Origin of the sequence: Chloroflexus sp. MS-CIW-1 (genome assembly GCF_030444705.1) — a bacterium.
Taxonomy (GTDB): domain Bacteria; phylum Chloroflexota; class Chloroflexia; order Chloroflexales; family Chloroflexaceae; genus Chloroflexus.
Map to the genome: position 1 here is coordinate 585,452 of NZ_JAUBWR010000001.1, position 21,059 is coordinate 606,510.

Sequence of the window (21,059 nt, forward strand, 5' to 3'; positions counted from 1 at the left end):
ACGCGGCGTTTATGCTGAAACGAGTGTGATACCATCGAATATACAATAGTCATCAAGCGTATCTTTTTATGTATCAACCATATTGTTCCGTCTCAGGTCATGCTATAATATAAAGCAACCGACGTACTGTGAATAAAATCACTAGCCGACGCGCACATTCGCGCCAAGTGAAAGAGCAGGAGCAGTGAAAGAGTTTTTCCGCTTTAGTCGCAAAGGATTTACCGGACGCGAGGATCAAGAGAGCGCTCAAATCCCTGATGATCTGTGGGTAAAATGCAGCGTATGTCGTGAGCTTATCTACAAAAAACAGCTCAACGACAACCTGAAGGTTTGCCCCAAGTGCGGCCATCACATGCGTATGAGTGCCCACGAGTGGCTCGGTTTGCTCGACGTTGGTTCATTCCGTGAAATGGATGCCAACTTACTTCCGACCGATCCACTCGGTTTTGTAGCCGACGAGGAGAGCTACGCAAATAAGCTGGTCAAAACCCAGCAGCGCACCGGAATGGCTGATGCGGTCATATCAGGCGTTGGTGCGATTAATGGAATCCGACTCTGCATCGCAGTTGCTGATTTCTCCTTTATGGGCGCTTCGATGGGTAGTGTCTATGGTGAAAAGATGGCTCGCGCCGCTGAGCGGGCTGCTGAACTGGGTGTACCATTGCTCACCATCAATACCTCAGGCGGGGCTCGTCAACAAGAAGGGGTCATTGGCCTCATGCAGATGGCCAAAGTGACTATGGCCCTGACCCGCCTGGCGGCTGTCGGCCAACCCCATATTGCTCTGCTCGTTGATCCCTGCTACGGTGGCGTTACCGCCTCTTACCCCTCGGTCGCCGATATTATTATTGCTGAACCAGGAGCAAATATTGGTTTTGCAGGTAAGCGCTTGATCGAGCAGATCATGCGTCAGAAGTTGCCAGCCGGCTTCCAGACCGCAGAGTTCATGCTTGAACACGGCATGATCGATATGGTCGTGCCGCGCAGTGAAATGCGCGATACACTGGCCAAGATCCTTCGCCTGTACCATCAGCGCCCAATACCTGCAACGAGAGCCGATCTCGCAACCCGAAGAGCAACCTTACCGCAACCAATTATGTAGCGCCACGTGAGGCATGGCATGGAAGAGACTCCTATTCCACAAACCCTGACTCCCTGGGATCGTGTGCAATTAGCGCGACATCCGCAGCGACCGCACACGCTCGATTACATCGCGGCGCTGTGTGAAGATTTTGTCGAGCTACATGGCGACCGTCGCTTCGGCGATGATCCGGCAATGGTAGGCGGCATGGCAACCTTCGCCGGTCAGACGGTTATGGTTATTGGGCATCAGAAAGGCAACGATACGCGCGAGAATATGCGCCGTAATTTCGGAATGCCGCATCCTGAAGGGTATCGCAAAGCGCAGCGCCTCATGCGCCATGCTGAAAAGTTCGGTCTGCCGGTGATCTGTTTTGTCGATACGCCGGCTGCCGATCCAACCAAGAGTTCGGAGGAGCGCGGACAGGCAAATGCCATTGCGGAAAGCATCATGCTGATGACAACGTTGCGGGTACCCAGCATCGCGGTCGTGATCGGTGAAGGTGGAAGTGGTGGCGCCCTGGCAATCAGTGTTGCTGACCGTATCTTGATGCAAGAAAACTCTATCTATTCGGTAGCACCACCAGAGGCAGCAGCGTCGATCTTGTGGCGTGATGCAGCGAAAGCCCCAGAAGCAGCGAAGGCGTTGAAACTTACCGCGTCTGATCTCTACGAGTTGCGCATTATCGATGAGGTGATCCCCGAACCACCCGGTGGTGCACATACTGACCGGCTAGCCGCGATTACAACTGTCGGTGAACGGCTTCGTTTCCATCTGGCCGATTTGCAGCAACGGGATATTGAGACGATCTTGCGCGAACGTTATCAAAAGTATCGGTCAATCGGTCAGTATCAGGAACAACAGATGGAACTCTTTAGCCGCAGATAGCGATGGCAAGGATGATAATGAACTGCGCGTGGTTGTATTGATGGCTACCACGCGCCTTTTATTGCCGTAAGGACACAGTCAATGAGCAACTTCAATTTTGATCAGATCATTCCCCGCCGAGGTACCGGTAGTATCAAGTGGGAACAGTATCCGGCCGATGTCTTACCAATGTGGGTAGCTGATATGGATTTTGCTTCACCACCGGCGGTAGTTGCCGCACTCCAGGAACGGGCTGCCCACGCTGTATTCGGCTATCCCTCCCATCCGCATCGTTTGGCCGAAGTGATTTGTGAGCGTATGGCTCGTCTCTATCAGTGGGATGTTCAGCCGGAGCAGATCCTCTTTTTGCCAGGATTGGTTTCGGCGATTAATGTGCTCTGTCGGGCGTTTGGTGAAGTCGGTGATAGTGTCCTTACTCTGACTCCAGCTTATCCGCCTTTCCTGAGTGCACCGCGTAATCAGCAACGCCAGATCGACACTTGTCCGCTAGCATTGACCGTTTCCGGGTCCACGCTCACTTACGCTATTGATTTTGATGCCTTTACCGATGCTATCCACCAACGCACTCGACTCTTGCTGCTCAGCCATCCACACAATCCGGTTGGTCTCGAATATGATCCGCCAACCCTGCGACGCCTGGCCGAGATTTGCATTGAGCGGAATGTCATTATTTGCTCTGACGAAATTCACTGCGACTTATTGCTAGGGGATACGCAACATATCCCCCTGGCTGCGCTCGATTCGAATATTGCAGCACATACCATTACGCTCATGGCGCCGAGCAAGACCTTCAATCTTCCTGGCCTCGGCTGTAGTATGGCGATCATCCCCAATCCTGAATTACGCCGCCAGGTGAGTCGCGCTGCAGCCGGTATTGTGCCGCATGTGAACGTGTTTGGATTCGCCGGTGCACTGGCTGCCTACGAACATGGTGATGAATGGCTGACAGCGCTGCTGCATTACCTTACCGCTAATCGTGATCGCTATGTCACGCGCATTACCACCGAAATGGCACCACTCCGCTGTACAGTGCCGCAAGCGACGTATCTCGGTTGGATTGATTGCCGTGACCTACCGCTCGCAACCAGCCCCTACCGATTCTTCCTCGATGAAGCACGAGTGGCTTTTTCTGACGGGGCAATGTTTGGCCCGGGTGGTGAAGGATTTATCCGTATCAACTTTGGTTGCCCCAGATCACAACTCGATGAGGCACTGGATCGCGTACACGCTGCCTTACAGCGTTTCGTGAATTTATAGAACACATGAACAATGTTTTTAGGACTATAGACTTAACTACCACATGATGACATTTCTTTCATCAAGTGCTAGAGTACCGGAGGGTGAGTCAATGAGGGTTACTTATCAACCAAACTACAAAGAGGCTCATCATGGCTTATACACGACGATTAGCCTGGATTGCTCTCCTCTTCGGTATTCTTTCGCTTGTCTCACCAACTGTTACTACCTCGGCAGGATGTCCTGGTGATCGTTCACACCTGATTCCACGTTTTGGCGGACACTGGTTTCTACTAGGTGCAAACGTACCCTGGCTCAATGGTGGCTTCGGCGCCGATTTTGGCACGGTCGAAGAGTGGAATCAACACACCTATGATGCCAACGCAACTCGTTCGATGTTTCGTGCGCTTCGCCAGCAAGGGGCTAATACTGTGCGCTGGTGGCTGTTTGCCGATGGTCGGGGGGCGCCAGAATTTAATGCGAACAGTGGCGGCGCAGTGACCGGTCTTGATGCCAATTTCTTGCCCAGCCTGGCCAGTGCTATCCAGATCGCAAGCGAAGAGAATGTCTATCTTGTCTTCACCCTTTGGAGCTTTGATATGCTCTTCGCCGACTCGACCCCTTACGATAGGGGTGAACATGCAGGCGGACACCGCGATCTCATTGTTGATAGTGCTAAACGTGCCTCGTTTATCAACAACGCTCTGTTACCAATGCTCCGGTATCCGGTTGGCACAAGTGGGTACACGATTGGCACCCATCCGAACGTGCTGGCGTGGGACATTTTTAACGAACCAGAATTTGGCATTAGCGAATCTCCCCATTTTTCTCCGGCATCTGAGGTCACCCAGCCGGTGACACTGGCCCAGATGCAGCGCTTTATTGCTGAAATTTCCGGTGCTATTCATCGCAACTCCAACCAGTTGACGACAGTTGGTAGTGCCTCGATGAAGTGGAACAGCTCGCGAGCACTTGGCGCCAGTGGTAATTTCTGGAGCGACGCGCAGTTGACCGTCTACGACCCGCAAGGCTATCTCGATTTCTACCAGATTCACTACTACGGCTGGATGAACGGCGATGAACGTTATTGGAGCTATTCCCCGCTCTTCAACGATTGGTACGAGGCAGGTTTCGACAAACCGGTTGTGGTCGGCGAGGTGCCAGCGAATGCTGGCGGTACACATCGTACACCAACTCAGTTACTCGCTGAGCTCCACGCGAACTGCTATGCCGGTGTGTGGGTATGGCCATACTTCAATGTGAACGATGGTACCGGTCAATGGTCAGATGCCCAGACAGCGGTACGTTCACTGGCTAGTACGGCGCCTCAGGAGTTACAGATCGTTCCTTCATTGTTAACGGTGCGCGTCTACATTCCGCTTGCAATCAAGTAGTTGAGACAAAGCTGTTACTTTCTGGTTCGTGATACAACGTACAATATGGTAGTAAAGTTCCGATGTCATCTTTCAAATGGCATCGAATGGCACTACGAGTCATCGCAACGACGCCTCACACCCTGGTCATACCAGAGCTGAGGCGTCGCTGAATGTTTTGGAGGTTTTGATGCAACGACGATTCTGGCTGACAACGTTGACTGTCTGCTGGTTAAGTGGATTGCTCTGGTTCATCTGTCAACCCTCGTTAGCTGTTGTCGCAAACGGTGGTCATCGTCAATTTATCCCAATCATTGTGAAGCCTTCAATCTTCACCGAAACATTTACCGGTGAACCGAGCCAGCCCCTAAGCTGGAACCCGGCGCATTGGGATGTTACCGTACATTCGCGTGACGTGAATACCTGGTATCAGCTTGAACCAATGGCCGCTGAGCATGGTGCCGATTGTTCACCAGCCCCGGCTACGCATACCATTAGTCGTTACGAAGATGCTGTTTATCAGTGCCGTAACCACATCATGACCGCTATCAAGGCAAGCGGCTACGGTATGATCTATCTGACGCCGAATCATCTGGTCGATTTTAGTGGTGGCACAGCAACGATTCGCTTTGATGTCTCAACATTGCGTACCAGTCTCCGCGACTGGATTGACCTCTGGATTAGTCCGTACAATGAACATCTCCAGCTCCCTCTCGATATGGTGGTCGATGTCAGTGGCCCACCGCGCAATGCCGTTCAGGTACGGATGGATCTCACCGGTAATTTTTTTGATGTCATCATTTATCGCAATTTTCAGCCCACAGTGATCGATGGTATCCCTATTCCGTATGATCGCTTTCTTGAGCCAAGTCCTACGCGCCGTGACACCTTTGAATTGCAAATCTCACGTACCAGTATCAAGTTTGGAATGCCGGCCTATAACTTCTATTGGGTAGATACCAGAATTGCCGATCTGGGCTGGGATCAAGGAGTTGTCCAGTTTGGTCACCACTCGTACAATCCGCTCAAGGACTGTACTTCACCCTGCCGACCGGGAACATGGCACTGGGATAACGTTACGATCAGCCCCTCTCGGCCATTTACGATGATCGCCGCTAACCGTCGGTATACCGACCGCGCAAACCCCACAGTTTCCCTATCGGCCCCAGCGCCGGCCAACGCCTATTTGCGTTTCGTTGGGATTGGCCCCAATTTGCAGGTTCGTTTTGACGGTGGCGCCTGGCAAACCGCTCATCTGCAATTACAAGACAGTCGCTATTTCAAAGACGAACATTTCCGCAATTTCTGGATGCCCATTCCAGCCGGAACGACGCAGGTTGAATTTCGCGGAGATCGCTGGTGGGGGGCTGACTGGCACGTGCGCGATATAAGTGTCTGGTCGCTACCGTAGAACACATCAGAAAGCGGACTGTACTGCCGCTCGTAGCAGCACACACTGGGGGCAGGGTCGAAACCTGCCCCCTTTCCTTTAACTTGCGCTTCTCTCTGTTCATTCCTCTAGTAGTCGAGGAAGGTTCGGACACACTTTTAGCGCCTATCTTCACACATCGTCGTCATGAGACGACGGATGCACCTGTTAGTGAACGGAATACGACTGACGACCAACCTGATTCGGAAGGGATCAATGTTGGAATCGCCTGGAGCAAGGCGGTGTCTGGCTCATTCAGATGGGAATCGACAGGTAAGTTGGGATGCGACGCCGTCTATGACATAAACACGGCGCCGCTGCTGCAATTCACGAGATACGGACGCAGAACCCTTTTTTCCATCTTCTGACCGATCTCTAACCCATTTCGATCAAGTATACTAGCAACCATGTTCTATTTTCAGAGGCGAAAGGAGCAGAACAATCGTGCAGCGTAGCGAATTTTCGATTACTTCAGCGTATACCTACGACCGACGTAGCGTAGCGCGTTGGCTCCTCTCGCATGTTGGACGTTACTGGCCATTCGCGCTGGGATTTTATCTCTGTTTTATCACGGCATGGGCTGCCTATTCAGGAGCACAGGCGGTCATCGGGCGCGCAGCCGATGTGCTGAGTGGCCCGCCAGACTATGCAGCCTTAACTGCATTGACGCTTGGAGTTCTGGCGTTGATGGTCACTGATAGCTTCAGTGCGCTGATCGGCAGTCTATCTGCGGAAACGGTAGCAGCACGGGTTGAAGCTGATATTCGTCAGGAATTTTATGAAAGTCTGCTCGCGAAGAGTAAGGCGTTTCATGATCGCCAGCGAGCGGGTGATCTCATGGCCCGTGCGACTGATGATACCAATCTGGTAGCGAATATGATCGTACCCGGAACCACATTGATTTCTGAAACAGTGTTGGGGATCGTGGTACCGCTCACGTTTATCTTTTTTACCGAGCCGCGATTGATTGTCATCCCATTGCTCTTCGTCATCGGGTATATCATCACGGCACATCAGTATCTTCGTCGATTGATGCCGGTTATTCAGCGTCAACGTGAGCAGTACGGTCTGATGAACGCCGGGTTGGAAGAAACCATTAGCGGCATTGAGGTAGTTAAGGCCAGTGCCCGTGAAGCACTCGAACGTTCGAAATATTTGCGGAACGCGCAACGTTTTCGTGATCTGTTCATTGAACAAGGCCGCATCGAAGCTCGCTATTTGCCACTTTTGCTGTTTGGAATCGCTCTAGGCGCCCAATTCTTTCACGCACTCTGGCTCTACAGCATTGGCGAGATTGGTTTAGGGCAGGTCGTTGCAGTTATCGGTTTGATGAATGTATTACGATTTCCTACCTTCATTTCGCTCTTTGCTTTTTCGGTGTTCCAGGCCGGTCTAGCCGGAGCGCGCCGGATTTTATCTATCATCAATGCTGAAACCGATCTCGATGAGAACCCGAACGGCTATAGTGCACCGTTACGCGGCGAGATTACGTTCGAGCATGTGAGCTTCAGTTTTGCCGCTCATCCCGGTGAATCTCCGCACCAGGTACTGCATGACATCTCATTTCACATCCCTGCCGGGCAAACAGTAGCGATTGTCGGGCAAACGGGAAGCGGGAAAAGTGCGCTGACTCAGTTGGTGAATCGTACCTACGATGCCACCAGTGGGCGGGTATTGATCGATGGGGTTGATGTCCGTGACTGGAATCTCGATGCGTTACGCTCACAAATCGGCAAGATTGAGCAAGATATTTTTCTCTTTTCTCGCACTATTGCCGAAAATATCGCTTTTGGTGCTCCTGGGGCAACGCAAGTCGAGATTGAGGCGGCAGCACGGGCAGCACAGGCACATGAGTTTATCAGTCGCATGCCAGATGGCTATCAGACGGTGATCGGCGAGCGTGGAGTGACACTCTCTGGAGGTCAACGCCAGCGAATTGCACTGGCGCGTGCGTTTCTTGCCCATCCACGTATCCTTATTCTCGATGATAGTACCAGTGCGATCGATAGTGCTACCGAAGACGAAATTCAACGTGCCATTCGTCAGGCCCAGCAGGGACGTACCGTCCTGTTGATTACCCATCGGTTGGCGCAGATACGGTGGGCCGATCAGATTCTGGTCCTCGATAGAGGTCGGTTGGTAGCGTCAGGAAAACACGAAGAACTCTTACGTACATCGCCGCACTATCGCCGCATCTTTGCGCGTTACGAACACGCAGTACCCGAAACTGGGGTTGTGCGGGCAACAGAAGGAGCTGCGTAGCATGGGTTTTCTGTTTGATGGTCTTGATGCGGAAGGATACGACCGTAAATACCGTGATCGAGAGCTGGTACGGCGCATCCTGAACTACTTTCGTCCACAAGCGTCGAAAATCATCACTGCAGCATTGATGATTACTGCCACTGCTCTGATTGAGGCGTTGATCCCGATCTTTATCGCGTACAGCATCGACGAGATTCAAACGGCAACGTCACTCAATCAAGTCGCGGTACTAGCCGGTGCTCTGGCGCTCATCGCATGTCTCGCGTGGGTATTTAACCTGATTCGGCAGACAATGTCGGTGAAGGCAATTGGCGAGGTCGTACTGGCAATGCGCCGCGATGCAGTCAATGCTGTTCTAGTCCGTGATTTGAGTTTCTACGACCAGTTCCCATCGGGAAAGATTGTGAGTCGGGTTAATTCCGATACCGCAGCCTTTGCCCAGGTGATGACACTGACAATGGATTTGCTGAGCCGATTGCTGCTCGTCTTCGTGTTAGTCGGCTATCTGGCCAGTGTCAGTTGGTCGTTAACGCTGATTTTACTCGGCCTGGCGCCACTGATTATCGGCGCTGCCCTGGCCTTCCGCGCCATCGCCCGTCGGGTTATTACTGCTTCACGTCGAGTAAATGCCGAGGTCAGCAATCATATTCAAGAGACGGTAAGCGGGATTGGGGTTGCCAAGACGTTTCGCCAGGAGCAGGCTATCTATGCCGATTTTCTCGATGTTAATCAGAAAAGTCGGCGGGTGAATCTACAAACCCGTTATACCTTTAGTAGCATCTTTCCGTTACTCAATCTGCTTGCCGCAGTAGGCACGGCGCTCCTGGTCTACCTGGGTGGACAGGCCGTGTACGCTGGTGAATTGACAACCGGTACCTGGTTTCTGTTTATTCAGGGTCTCCAGAATTTCTGGTTCCCGCTGACCAGTATTGCGTCATTCTGGAGTCAGTTTCAGCTTGGATTGGCTGCCGGTGAGCGAGTCTTTGCCCTGATCGACGCCGAACCGCGAGTGGTACAACTCGACCGAATTGATCCCGGACGGCTACGCGGTGAGATCGTGTTCGAGCAGGTCGATTTTGCCTATAAACCAGGCGAACCGGTGTTACGTCAATTCAACCTCCACATCAAAGCAGGCGAGCGCGTGGCCCTGGTTGGTCACACCGGTTCAGGCAAGAGCAGCATTGCCAAGCTGATTGCACGGTTCTACGAATTTCAAGGCGGGCAGATTCGGATTGACGGGTACGACATACGCCACCTCGATCTGAACGCTTACCGGAGTCAGCTCGGCATGGTGACTCAGACCCCATTTTTGTTCGATGGCACAGTACGAGAAAACATTCGCTACGGACGCCCTGATGCCGATGATGATGCAGTATTGGCGGCTGCACATCGCGTTGGTCATGGCGACTGGCTGGCAACGCTTCCTCATGGTCTTGACACACCGGTAGGTGAACGTGGGAGCGGATTGAGTATGGGGCAACGCCAACTGGTTGCCCTGGCACGAGTGTTGCTGCAAGACCCAGCGATCCTCATTCTCGATGAGGCAACGGCCAGTATCGATCCACTGACTGAAGTGCTGATTCAAGAGGGACTTGATGAGGCGATGCGTGGGCGAACGGCAATCATCATTGCCCACCGGCTCAGTACTGTACAAGAGGTTGATCGCATTATTGTGTTGCGCCATGGTACGATTCTCGAACAGGGATCGCACCATCAACTGTTGGCAGCCGGTACGCATTATGCCGAACTATACAACACCTATTTCCGCCATCAGAGTCTGGAGTACATCGAGGCCGCAGGGCGTAAATAGTAGGATCAGGACACATAGACATCGAGCATGTAACGACGGTAATGGGAGTTCCTACCGGAGTCGCGCACGTCATTAAGAGGCTATCCGCATCATCCATCATCACCTCACGACGGATAAACCGCGGCGATGGATGCAAGACGATGCACGGAGGGGTGAGGCGAAGCTTCACCCCGACAGGTGTCCACGACGATGGTCACGGAGCCGGTGATACCGACCATCGTCGCACCGCAAGGAGAGAGGCTTCTGGACAGTACACCGATCTGACTGGGGACAACCTACACTAACCTTCATCGCTTGGAATAGAAAATTTCGGACCAGTTCTAAAACACAAAGGCGCGAAGGGAAGAAGAGACCTTCGCGCCCACATTTTATCGAATGATCATCAGGCGTAATAATCATTCTTCAAGACCATCATCGTCGTCGGCGACATCTTGATCAATTTCATCGAGACCAATCTCTTCTTCCTCATCACTGCCGACAAAATCCTCATCAAAGGTTTCTGGCTCCTCAATCAATTCTTCTTCCTCAAGCAGGTCTTCGTAATCGTCGAAGCGGAGTGACGATAGGATCGTAGCCCCTTCACCTAGCTTACCGGGGAAGGAGACCCGTCCACGCTGGCTTGGGTCTTGATACACCTCACGAATGAGAATCCGCACATTGCGCGAATCGGACTGCACCACTGCGGCCAGATAGCGATTGCCACCATTCATTAGCTCAACGAGACGATGGCTTAACTTCGGCTCAATACGTCCGATCAGATTACCATCGAGGTCGAAGACATAGACCATCTTCCCATCGACCCGCAATTCTACCTTTTCACCCGTGATCAGAGCATCAACCGCCGGACCACGTTGCACATCTACCAGCGACGTCAGTGCAGTACGCCCAGTTTCCGTGATAAACATGCGCATATCGACCTGCTGACGTGTCGAGCGCGTAATCGGTGCCTCGGTGATACCACGGGCCAACAGCGACTCAAGTCGGGCAACATTCTTACGGGCAATCGGGTTAGCTGCGTTCAGGCGCAACGCATTCTGATAGGCACGATGGCTCTCCGCATACTTTCCCAGCTCAAAGAGAGCCTTACCAAGGCGGTTGTAGGTTTCAACATCTTCACCTACCCGCAGCAACTGTTGATTCAACTCAGCCGCCTCTTGCCAGCGGTTAAGGGCAGCCAGCTCAATCGCCTTTTCCTGAAGGCGGCGACGAATGCGCATCTTTTCATCTTGCTTTGACAAGGTTATTCTCCTCGTGCTGAGTATGAACCGAATCATCACGTTGCAGTACTCCCTGCAACGACCATGGACTGGTAGCGGTAATCTTCACCGGTACCAACTGGCCGGTCAGGTCTTGGGGATGGCTAAAGAACACCAGGCGATTGCCGGGTGTACGACCACGCCATTTCCCCTTACTTTCACCCTCGACCAGAACCTCTACCGTCTGACCAAGGAAACGTGCCATACGCTCGGTGGCAATCCGCTCTTGTAACTGTTCGAGTCGACGGCGACGTTCCTCTTTAACTTCAGGCGGAACGGCAAGTGCCGGGTCTTGTTCCATTTCAGCAGCCCGCGTCTCCGGTCGAGCAGAGAAGGCAGCGATATGTACCTTATCAAAACCAATCTCGGCACACAGCTCCATCGTCTGACGAAAATCGTCTTCGGTTTCGCCGGGATGACCAACAATAATGTCGGTTGTCAGTGAAATATCAGGAATAGTAGCGCGAATCTTCGCAATCAGCGCCTTGTAGCGAGCGACCGTATAGCCACGACGCATCAATTTAAGCACCCGATCAGAACCAGCCTGAACGGGCAGATTGATCTCGGGCTGGCAACGCGGTAAGCGTGCAACCGTTTCAATCAAACGATCGGTCATCCAGGCCGGATGGGAGGTAAGGAAGCGCAAGCGCAACAAACCCGGCGTCGGATCAACAGCCTCAAGCAAATCGGCCAGTTCAGGGCGACCAGGAAGGTCGTGGCCCCACGAGTCAACAATCTGACCAAGCAGAGTAATCTCTTTTGCCCCACGGGCAACAATGCGACGCACCTCATCAACAATTTCAGTCAACGGTCGCGACCGTTCGCGGCCCCGACGCAACGGGATCACGCAGTAAGAACAAGTCATATTGCAACCGTACTGGATGGGTACGTGCACCGAAACCGGTGGATGCGACCAATCGCGCACGGGCAAAGCTGGCTCATCAAGTGTATAGATTGGATTTGGCGCCAGCGCCACTACCTCATCAACAGCCGAAGGCGAGACAAAATAGTCGACCATCGGCAACTGCCCGGCGAAGAGCGAGCGATTATTCGGGCCAACCATGCATCCCCAGAGCACAATCCGTGTGTCGGGATGAGCACGTTTGACTCGCACCAATTCACCCAGCTTACCGAGAATACGTTCTTCAGCCGAGGCGCGAACACTGCAAGAGTTCAACACAATAAAGCTGGCATCTTCAGGGCGAGCAGCCGGACTATAGCCCACACCCTGCAATGCAGCTTCGAGCCGTTCAGAATCAGAGATATTCATCTGGCACCCGACCGTCCAGACGTAATAGCGCCGCTCACGCGGTGTCTGATCACGATCAGGACGGGGGCGCTGGTCAAAGAAGATAACATCCTGCATGGCGCCTTTACCAAACGATCACCGGCAAGCCACATTCAACACTTTGTCGCGCCGCTTCCCGCAGCGATTCGAGGCAGCGGAACGCATCAGAACGTGGCGAAACACCGGCCTTGATCAATTGTGGAGCCAATTCCGATAGTTCACGTAGCAACTGTACCGACGAGCCGAAGAATGCCTGATCTTCTTCGCCGTCGTCAGTCTCAAAGGGCAAGTAAACAGGATCGGCAAAATCGACCGGCAAATAATAGCTATTAATTCCCTGCAAATTGATCAGGTGGCGATAGCGGCTAGGAACCAACTCATCCCAAACATCAGTCACAGCACGGTCAAGGTCTTCCTCAAGTACCGGACCATCAGCAATGATCGGCGCCAGATCGTCTCCGCGCTCAAGGTGAGCCGCCATCCGGGCCAACTGGTACAGAGCACCCATGGTCTCAATCGACCCTTCCCAAATCTCGACGCCGGGCTGACTAAGCAGATCGATATCAATACCGAACTCGCGCAATTGATCCTGGACGGCAGCCACACTTTCGTACTGTTCTTCATATTCGGCGCGATCCTCATCAGGTCGCACCATAATGAGAGATGCAACCGCCAGGTCGAGTTCGGCGGGAGCTTGTGCAGACATAGGTTTCTCCTCACTGAGCACGATAATTGTGCTGTAATAGTATACCACACTTATCGTCAATCCGAATACGTCTGAGGGCCTGATCGAAAACCTGAGCTTTCGATGAGGGGCGACCATGGCATCTCCAGAATGGTTTGGGGAACGTTGGCGGGGAACTGGCTCCTCACTTTCCCCCTGGCCCTCTTCCTCTCCCACAAAAAAGGAAGGGGGCTAGGGGGATAGCTGATGAGAAAGAACGTTGGCACCCCTCACGTAATGGTTGTACGGGCGCGGTACGTTCCCAATAAGAAATCTGGGTTTCCGATCAGGCTCTAAGCGGAACGAGCATTGAGTAGATGGGAGAGGAGGATTCTTCTGTAGCGAAGCGGTGAATGGTCGGTCAGCTTCTGCATCGCTCCCCACTGCACTCGGTAGAGACGAGAGGGGTGAAACCCGCCTCGACCATATGTTGACCGGCATCATCAGCGAGGGAACGGCAAACCAGGCCGCAGCCAGCTGCTGAAACGAGAAACTGTCGCTTCTGCGCACGTTTTGCGTTACTCGTCCCGCAATCATTACCGCTCCTGAGTATGATGAAAACATCGAAACGCCCTGAAGAAGCGACATTCTACCGATCAAACTGACAATATGCGGTAATATTACACCTGGAATACAGCAATACAGGTGCATCTCTATCGATCGCGTATTTTTCAAGCAAAACTATGGTGCAGAAACAGTTTCGGTTAGCAATATTCACGATGATACACGTAGCACTCTTTAGTCAAATCTACCTCGCCCACCTTTTGTGGCAAACCAGTGAACCGCACGAATGGATTTTAGGAGAATGGCTCATTAACTATCAAGGAGGTTTTATTCGGCGTGGTCTATTGGGTGAAATCCTGTTCCAACTCTCACATCTCTTGTCGATAAATGTCGTACATCTTACGATCATTGCCCAAATTATTGTCTTTGCAGTATTCCTCTATAGTACATATTTCCTTATCAAGGAAAGTCCTTTATCACCAGCAACTGTCGCATTAATTTTTTCACCAGCGTTTCTTCTCTTTACTGTCTGGTCATGGCCCTACGTTAGTGTACGAAAGGAGGTGTTTCTCTATATTACCCTGGTATACACCTGCCTTTATCTGCAAAGATCAACACCAAAAGGGTTCAGCTTGCCTATTCTTATTGGAATAAGCGCTATCGTACTCGTGCTCATCCATGAAATGCTGGTAGCATACCTTTCATATTTGATCATACCGGTCATCTTATATGAACGACGATTTGGTCAGCTAGCACGACGAACGCTCTTGGCCCTGCTTCCAAGTATGATCGTCGCCATACTGCTGGTAACCCGACCAACGATTAATGAGACTACGTGGAAGGTTCTCTGTAGTTCTATTCAACCGGTCCCACCGAGAGACTGTCTTTCTCATGGTGAATATTTGGGTGCTATCACCTTTTTAACAAAAGACACATTTTTCGGAATTCAGTTTACCAGATTGTTTACTACCCCTGAAACAGTTGTTGTATACGTTCTTACCAGTCTATTAAGTGTTATACCGATCCTGTACGTCGTTTATTCGTATAAACTATGGGAACGCCTCGCAAGAACCGTACTGTTCTTGATCGGATTATGTTTCAGCGCAACCATTGTCCTCACGATCCCGTTGTTCATCGTTGCAGCCGACTACGGACGATTCATCAGCATCCACATAACCTGTATCTCGCTCACTATACTCTGGTTTTTACAATTATCGCCCGCCAGAATCGATCCAGAAACCCATCAAACGCCGTTTGTCTGGATCGGAATCGTGCTATTCCTTATCAATTGGAAACTACCAATGTGGCTTTTGTTTGCGACATTCCAACATGCTTTTCCGCTCATCAGTCTATTGCTTGCTCAACGTTAATCAACGTCCTCAGCAAAAAGACAACCGCTTCATGACAAATACCTGTGTTCACCGACGAGTTCTGCCCTGTGTTTGACAGAAATGGCACGAACCCGTTACCTGCCTTACCATCGCCGATGCCAATGCTTAGTAGGAACTCATCCTGCACATCACTGGGAAAAATACGTTTGTCGGAAGTTGCGTTCGCATGCGCCGCACGGGCAGGCAGCCTACCCGCTCCCACCGGTTACAGTTGGCACTGTGGAGAAATAACATTTTTTCCGGGAACGGACACTGTTGGGGTAGAGCACCGTTCCCGATCCATCGTCGTCACCTGGCTACGGTATCAATACCGCTCGAACACCGGCTCAACCACATCGATAGCCCGATCAAACTCCTCGCTCATCGTCGCAACACCCACTTCGTGCGCCAAACCCTCATCTCGTACCACTTCTAGCGTGACACGGGGCAGCTCATCGGCAACCGCTTTCACCGCTGCCAGAATTGGGCGCGTGGTTGTGACGGAACGCAAGGTCGTCCCTTCAACGACAAACAGCGTATCACCTTGCTCATTCCGAAGGATTAACCGCTGCACGCTCGGTTCCACGATTAGTTCGCGCACGCGAGCAAGCAAGCGCCAGCCATGAACGACCTCAATCGTGATGTCCATGGTTCCCTCCTGCGCCGTGCTGGCGCTCTACGATAACAATACTCTCCGCTATGTTACAGTGTAATTCCAGAAGCATGTATTGTGAGAAAGAGACTCTATACTTTGAGTATAGACATTTTAATTATCAATATTTGATATTTTTATTATTCCTTCAAGGCATTCATCCCTGACGGGCAGCTTCCAACCTTGTCTCGTGTACCGGTGCCACTCGTTGTCTCTCTCCTCACCGAGCGAGACACTATTCAGACACGCTTGTTCGGCGCAGTGTTTACCGCTATGCATTGCCTCTTCTCGCTTCGGGTGACCTTCAATGACCGGACGCGACAACAGCAGGAGAATAGCGCATAGAAGGGGAAGGTTGGCCCCTCACCTTCCCCCTAGCCCCCTTCCTCTCCCGCTCTGCGGGAGAGGAAGGGGGGATGGTTGGCTCCCGCACCTTCCTCCTGGCACCCTCACGCAATGGTTGCGCGGGTACAGTACGTTCCCAATAAGAAATCAGGGTTCTTGTTCATCTAAGAGCCTATCCGAATAATCATCTCAGGGTGTCACAGATGAAGCCCAGCGATGGATGGACAGGTACAGCATTGCTGCGCCCTGACCGATCTGCTGCAACAGGATAGGTCGGATCGGCGCTCCGTGACCATCATCGTGGCCACCGGTAGGGGCAAAACGGCGCCTCGCCCTCTGGCCCAAAGAGGTGACACTGCTCGCAATCGTCTTTCATCCATCGCCGCGGTTCATTCCGTCGTGAGGTGATGAGGGATTTTTCGGATAGGCTCTAAGTTGTACGGTGCCGCTACCCGCACATATCAGTTGGCACAGCATCTTCCCAAGCCAAGAGGCGGTAAACTCATCACCACAATGCGGTGACGGGCCATGATCGGCAAGCCAATAGGGAGCGTCAGCGGAAGCTGCACGTCTCTTTATGCACTGCGGGGAGGTTGGGAATGCGCTGCCCTACACTCGTTTCTTTTTCCTCATCCCCTTCCCTGAGCAGGGTGAAAACGCCGAAAATCCCTGCTCTGCAAAAGAAACGTTTGACACTACTCCTATCAACAGCGTATAATGAGCGTGGATTCGTTGTCTTGCACGCAATGGGAGCTGGCAAGCAGCATGAAACGCTCGCAACGGTCGCAACATCTCTTTATTGCAGCATGCGCTACCCTTTTAATAATGCTTCTTGCCTTGCAACAGTTTCCGGTAGTTGCTGCCCCAGAAACGCAAGTTATTGATTTTGTATGGTCACCAACCTCAGTAAATGTAACCGCGCAGGCAGGCCAGATATCTGTTGCTGTCAATGCCACACTTCAAAATCAGGGGGCAGCGGATAATTTTGGTATCTCCGCCACAATGCCAGCCGGATGGTCACCGATAACGATTTCACCTGGGCAACCGGTTCCTATTGCGGCGAATGCGTCAAAGAGCTTTACCTTCTTCTTTGACGTTCCGTCTACCACCACACCTGGCACCTATATCATTGATATATTCGGATTCCGCACCAGTGCGCCAAGTGTGACAGCGCTTTTCAGAATTATTGTGCAGGTCGTTCAGCCCTCACCAACCCCAACTGCATCGCCGGTCTCACCAACCCCAACACCGGCGTTCATCTGTAGTGATGGCTTTGAACCGGATAACTTCCCCGCCCAGGCGAAACGCATTGATGTTCAGATTCCGCAAGAACACGTGATCTGTCCGACTGGCGACGAAGACTGGCTCTACTTTGGTGGCGTAGCCGGGAAAGTCTACACCATCGATGTACCGTTGATGCGACCGGGCATCGATTTATCACTAGAGTTGCTCGATAGCAAGCTTAACCGAGTTGCCTTCAACGATGATTTCTACAATCGTGATCCGGCTAATCCGAACCCTGGTGATACACGACCACGTATTACAGTACGTATTCCGGCTGACGACAGCTACTACATTAGAGTGCGTGATACTGCCGGTAGAGGCGGGATTGATTATTCGTATGTGATTGTACTGCTCGACGAGAGTACCGGGCCGACTCCGGCAACGGTTGAGTCTGTCTGTCTGGATATCTTTGAACCAGATGGTCTCCCCGAGCAAGCCCGGTTAATTACCTCGAATGAAGTTCAGGAGAACCGCCGCCTGTGTCCCAGTGGTGATGCCGACTGGGTCACGTTCTTCGCCAAAAGTGGGAAACGGTACGTCATCTACACCGACACCCGGCGCTATCGCGGTTCTAATACAGTGAACGGTGATACCCAGGCTGGAGCTGACACCGTGCTCGTTCTGACTGACCGCGATGGAGTCAGCATCCTTGATATTAACGATGACATCCCAGGCGGTAATACGCTCGACTCACAAATTGAGTTTACTCCTAACGTCGATGGTTTCTACTTTGTGCAGGTGAAGAACGTGGGTGACATCGGTAACCAGTTTATTCGCTACGACCTAGTTCTCTTGCTCTGTCTGCCCGGCCAGACCGACTGTAAACGTCCAGCATCGCCACTCCCCGGCTTGCCAGAAAATCCGCTGACACCACCAGCAACCTCAACACCGATTAGAGCACCGTGGGTTACTAATCCAACGAATACTCCATTACCACCAACACCAAAACCGTAGAGGTAGTGACAAAACAATGCCGGTTAGAATGACAGATGGCGCCGGCTTGCTGGCTGAGTTGTCCGAGCAAATTGGTCCGCGTATCGCAACCTCGGCGGCAGAAGCGATTGCCGCAGCGCAAATCAATGCCCGCCTGCGTCAGGTGGGCTTTAGTGTTGACACCAGATCGCTGTCTACCGTTCATCGACCAGGGGTTCGACTAGTACCGGTAGCGATCCTCCTGATGGGAGCGGTAATGTTGGCCGCCTGGCAACCACCAATGAGCCTGATCCTGAGTCTGTGGCTGATGGGGTTGCTGCTGGTTGACGGGCTGTACGCACCATTGCCGGTATGGCAACGACGGCATACCAGTCAACATATTATTGCCGCTCGCCCCATCGTAGAAGCAACGACTCAAATGCCGCGCCTGCCCCGTTATCGCTTTGTGATCCTGGCGCCACTCGACACACCACCGGCCTGGCGCGGGCTGAGCATCCTGATTGCACCGACCCGTGCAGGATTGCTTGCGCGGCTAGGGATAAGTTGTTTGCCGGTCGTTGTTGCGTGCGCAACAATGGTGGGTTCAGAGTGGCGCTGGCTCTTGAGCGCTGGCGCCTTTGGCGGTAGCATGAGCCTGCTATGGGCAGCCTGGAACCAACCTCCATTAGCACACCCTGATGGCGGGCTGGCGGCGCTGGCCGCCCTGGTGCGGATCGGTCAACAGCTCCCCGAAACCCATCACGTTGAGGTATGGGCCATCGCGGTGGGGGCAGCCCACTGTGATCCGTATGGAATACCGGCTTTGCTTGATCGCTACCCGTTTGATCCGACGAACACCCTGGTGGTTGGGCTAGGCCCTCTCGCCGGCGATCAACTCATCGTGATCAGTCGCAGTGGTCTTCTTCACCAGGAACATCCCGATCCGCTGCTCTACCACCTGGCGATGATGGCCGACCGCAACGACCCGATCATTGATCTGGAGCCACGCACTCAGGCACGTTATGACGGCATCTTATCGCCTTTTCGGCGACGTGGATTCCGCACACTGAGTGTCCAGGCTGTATCGCAGGCACAGCCGGTGATCGAGCCAACGGTAATCGAGCGTGCAGCCCGATTGATGATCGCAATTGTGAAAGCCCTTGATGCAGAGCGGAACGATGATCTACCTGTTCTACGGTCCTAATGAGCTGGCGCGGAGCGAGGAGATTGCCAGCCTCCGCGCCCGGCTACCGGCAGAAGTAGCCGACCTGAACATGAGTGTGCTCGATGGTCGAAAGCTGACCATCGAACACCTGGTAGCTGCATGTGAAGCGCACCCCTTTTTGGCCGAACGACGGCTGGTAATTGTCTACGATGCATTAAAGCACAGTAAAGCCGGAAAAGCGCGCGAAGAGCTGCGCGATTATTGCGCACGGGTACCGGCAACCTGTGATCTGGTGTTTGTTGAACAAGAAGAGATTGATCGCCGTCATCTCCTCTTTACCTATCTCAGCAAACATGGCGTTGTTCGCGAATTTCCCTTGCTCACCGGTCAAGAACTTTTGCGCTGGATTGAGCAACGGGCACGGCTGCTGAACGTAAGCATTTCCTCTACGGCAGCACAATGCCTCGTCGATCTGGCAGGAAACGATAGTCGCCTGTTGGTTAATGAACTGACCAAACTGGCTAACTACGTTGGCCGCAATGGAACAATCGATCAAAGTGCTGTCGAACGACTGGTTGCCGATCAACAAGAGCAAAACCTCTTTGCCTTTATTGATGAACTGAGTTCACGACGGCTGGCCTCAGCGCTCCGTGGTGCACGGGCACTGATGGAAGATGGTGAAGCACCACAGTATATTCTGTTCATGCTGGCCCGTCAGATTCGTATCCTCTTGCATGTCAGACACCTGATCAGCCAACGCCGCAAACCTGAAGAGATCGCCGGTGAACTCAATCTGAAACCGTTTGTAGCGCGAAAGGCAACTGAACAGGCACGTAATTTTAGCATTGACGAGCTGATCAATGCCCACGACCGTTTGCTTGAACTCGATCACGCGATCAAAACTGGGCGAATGCAGGCCGAAACAGCGCTCGAACTGTTCGTAGTGGAACTATGTCAGGCTCAGCAGCCGAAGGGGAAGCGGTAACGGGGTCAAGTGGGCCGGGCGTGAAGATTGCGCTGCCCTCGCCTGAAAGCGGTACGGTTCGGTAGCGAAGCATGGCAGCGTGAAAGGAACTTCGCTGGCAGAAAAAAGCAACGCACAGCGAACTGTGCGTTGCCTCTGCTGTCATCGAAACAGTGTCAAGCGGCAGAACCGGACTGTGCAGCCTGCGCAGCCAGCGCCACTCGCTTTGCTTTTTGGGCCAGCCGTGACTTGCGACGAGCAGCGTTGTTTTTGTGAATAATCCCTTTTACTGCTGCCTTATCGAGGGTGCTGAACGCCATACGCAGAGCAGCTTGATCAACAACACCGCTTGCCAGAGCCTGCTCGGCCTTCTTGATCATCGTCTTCACCCGCGAGCGGTACGACTTGTTTCGCAGATGCTTCCGCGCATCGCTCCGAATACGCTTTTTTGCAGACTTTGTGTTCGCCAAGGCTAAACTCCTCGGATATAATTGGCGCGTTATGTGACACGTGAAG

16 protein-coding genes are annotated in these 21,059 nt (G+C 52.7%); 11 read left to right on the forward strand and 5 right to left on the reverse strand.

Annotated features, from left to right (window positions below; all coding sequences use genetic code 11):
- Positions 1-184: 184 nt before the first annotated feature.
- The 7 genes from accD (at position 185) to QTO31_RS02365 (ending at position 10,079) form a co-directional block, all read left to right on the forward strand.
- Positions 185-1,102: an acetyl-CoA carboxylase, carboxyltransferase subunit beta gene (gene accD, locus QTO31_RS02335; protein ID WP_301427970.1), complete on the forward strand. Its 918-nt coding sequence runs from the start codon at positions 185-187 to the stop codon at positions 1,100-1,102.
- A gap of 18 nt (positions 1,103-1,120) precedes the next feature.
- A complete protein-coding gene (locus tag QTO31_RS02340) occupies positions 1,121-1,969 on the forward strand; it encodes an acetyl-CoA carboxylase carboxyltransferase subunit alpha (protein WP_301427971.1) in 849 nt (282 codons plus the stop codon).
- Between the two features lie 81 nt (positions 1,970-2,050).
- Complete coding sequence (locus QTO31_RS02345; RefSeq protein WP_301427972.1) at positions 2,051-3,226, forward strand: MalY/PatB family protein; 1,176 nt, start codon at positions 2,051-2,053, stop codon at positions 3,224-3,226.
- Between the two features lie 131 nt (positions 3,227-3,357).
- Positions 3,358-4,599 carry a hypothetical protein gene (locus QTO31_RS02350; RefSeq protein WP_301427973.1) on the forward strand — a complete coding sequence of 414 codons (1,242 nt, stop codon included), beginning with the start codon at positions 3,358-3,360 and terminating at the stop codon, positions 4,597-4,599.
- Between the two features lie 169 nt (positions 4,600-4,768).
- On the forward strand, positions 4,769-5,989 hold the full coding sequence (locus QTO31_RS02355) for a hypothetical protein (protein WP_301427974.1): 1,221 nt from the start codon (positions 4,769-4,771) through the stop codon (positions 5,987-5,989).
- A gap of 462 nt (positions 5,990-6,451) precedes the next feature.
- A complete protein-coding gene (locus tag QTO31_RS02360; protein WP_301427975.1) occupies positions 6,452-8,269 on the forward strand; it encodes an ABC transporter ATP-binding protein in 1,818 nt (605 codons plus the stop codon).
- Position 8,270: 1 nt separating this feature from the next.
- A complete protein-coding gene (locus QTO31_RS02365; protein WP_301427976.1) occupies positions 8,271-10,079 on the forward strand; it encodes an ABC transporter ATP-binding protein in 1,809 nt (602 codons plus the stop codon).
- Between the two features lie 395 nt (positions 10,080-10,474).
- On the opposite strand, the gene QTO31_RS02370 is transcribed toward QTO31_RS02365, so the two are convergent.
- The 3 genes from QTO31_RS02370 to QTO31_RS02380 are packed head-to-tail and all read right to left on the reverse strand — an operon-like array spanning position 10,475 to position 13,329.
- On the reverse strand, positions 10,475-11,323 hold the full coding sequence (locus QTO31_RS02370; RefSeq protein WP_031460478.1) for a tetratricopeptide repeat protein: 849 nt from the start codon (positions 11,321-11,323) through the stop codon (positions 10,475-10,477).
- Complete coding sequence (gene miaB / locus QTO31_RS02375; RefSeq protein WP_301427977.1) at positions 11,301-12,701, reverse strand: tRNA (N6-isopentenyl adenosine(37)-C2)-methylthiotransferase MiaB; 1,401 nt, start codon at positions 12,699-12,701, stop codon at positions 11,301-11,303. The genes QTO31_RS02370 and miaB overlap by 23 nt, the downstream gene beginning before the upstream one ends.
- A gap of 7 nt (positions 12,702-12,708) precedes the next feature.
- Positions 12,709-13,329, reverse strand: coding sequence for a hypothetical protein (locus tag QTO31_RS02380; protein ID WP_031460480.1), 621 nt, complete (start codon positions 13,327-13,329; stop codon positions 12,709-12,711).
- Positions 13,330-14,030: 701 nt separating this feature from the next.
- On the opposite strand from QTO31_RS02380, the gene QTO31_RS02385 reads away from it, so the two are divergent.
- Entirely contained in the window at positions 14,031-15,221 is a 1,191-nt protein-coding gene (locus QTO31_RS02385; RefSeq protein WP_301427978.1) for a hypothetical protein, read from the forward strand.
- Between the two features lie 325 nt (positions 15,222-15,546).
- On the opposite strand, the gene QTO31_RS02390 is transcribed toward QTO31_RS02385, so the two are convergent.
- Positions 15,547-15,870 carry a DUF4342 domain-containing protein gene (locus tag QTO31_RS02390; RefSeq protein WP_301427979.1) on the reverse strand — a complete coding sequence of 108 codons (324 nt, stop codon included), beginning with the start codon at positions 15,868-15,870 and terminating at the stop codon, positions 15,547-15,549.
- 1,113 nt (positions 15,871-16,983) lie between these two features.
- Between QTO31_RS02390 and QTO31_RS02395 the strand changes: the two genes are divergently transcribed.
- Genes QTO31_RS02395 through holA form a run of 3 tightly spaced genes read left to right on the forward strand, consistent with a single transcriptional unit; the run spans position 16,984 to position 20,564 of the window.
- On the forward strand, positions 16,984-18,456 hold the full coding sequence (locus tag QTO31_RS02395; protein ID WP_301427981.1) for a PPC domain-containing protein: 1,473 nt from the start codon (positions 16,984-16,986) through the stop codon (positions 18,454-18,456).
- 16 nt (positions 18,457-18,472) lie between these two features.
- A complete protein-coding gene (locus tag QTO31_RS02400) occupies positions 18,473-19,618 on the forward strand; it encodes a hypothetical protein (RefSeq protein ID WP_301427983.1) in 1,146 nt (381 codons plus the stop codon).
- Positions 19,593-20,564 carry a DNA polymerase III subunit delta gene (gene holA / locus QTO31_RS02405; protein WP_031457959.1) on the forward strand — a complete coding sequence of 324 codons (972 nt, stop codon included), beginning with the start codon at positions 19,593-19,595 and terminating at the stop codon, positions 20,562-20,564. The genes QTO31_RS02400 and holA overlap by 26 nt, the downstream gene beginning before the upstream one ends.
- Before the next feature lie 155 nt (positions 20,565-20,719).
- On the opposite strand, the gene rpsT is transcribed toward holA, so the two are convergent.
- On the reverse strand, positions 20,720-21,013 hold the full coding sequence (gene rpsT / locus QTO31_RS02410; protein WP_031457960.1) for a 30S ribosomal protein S20: 294 nt from the start codon (positions 21,011-21,013) through the stop codon (positions 20,720-20,722).
- Positions 21,014-21,059 lie beyond the last annotated feature (46 nt).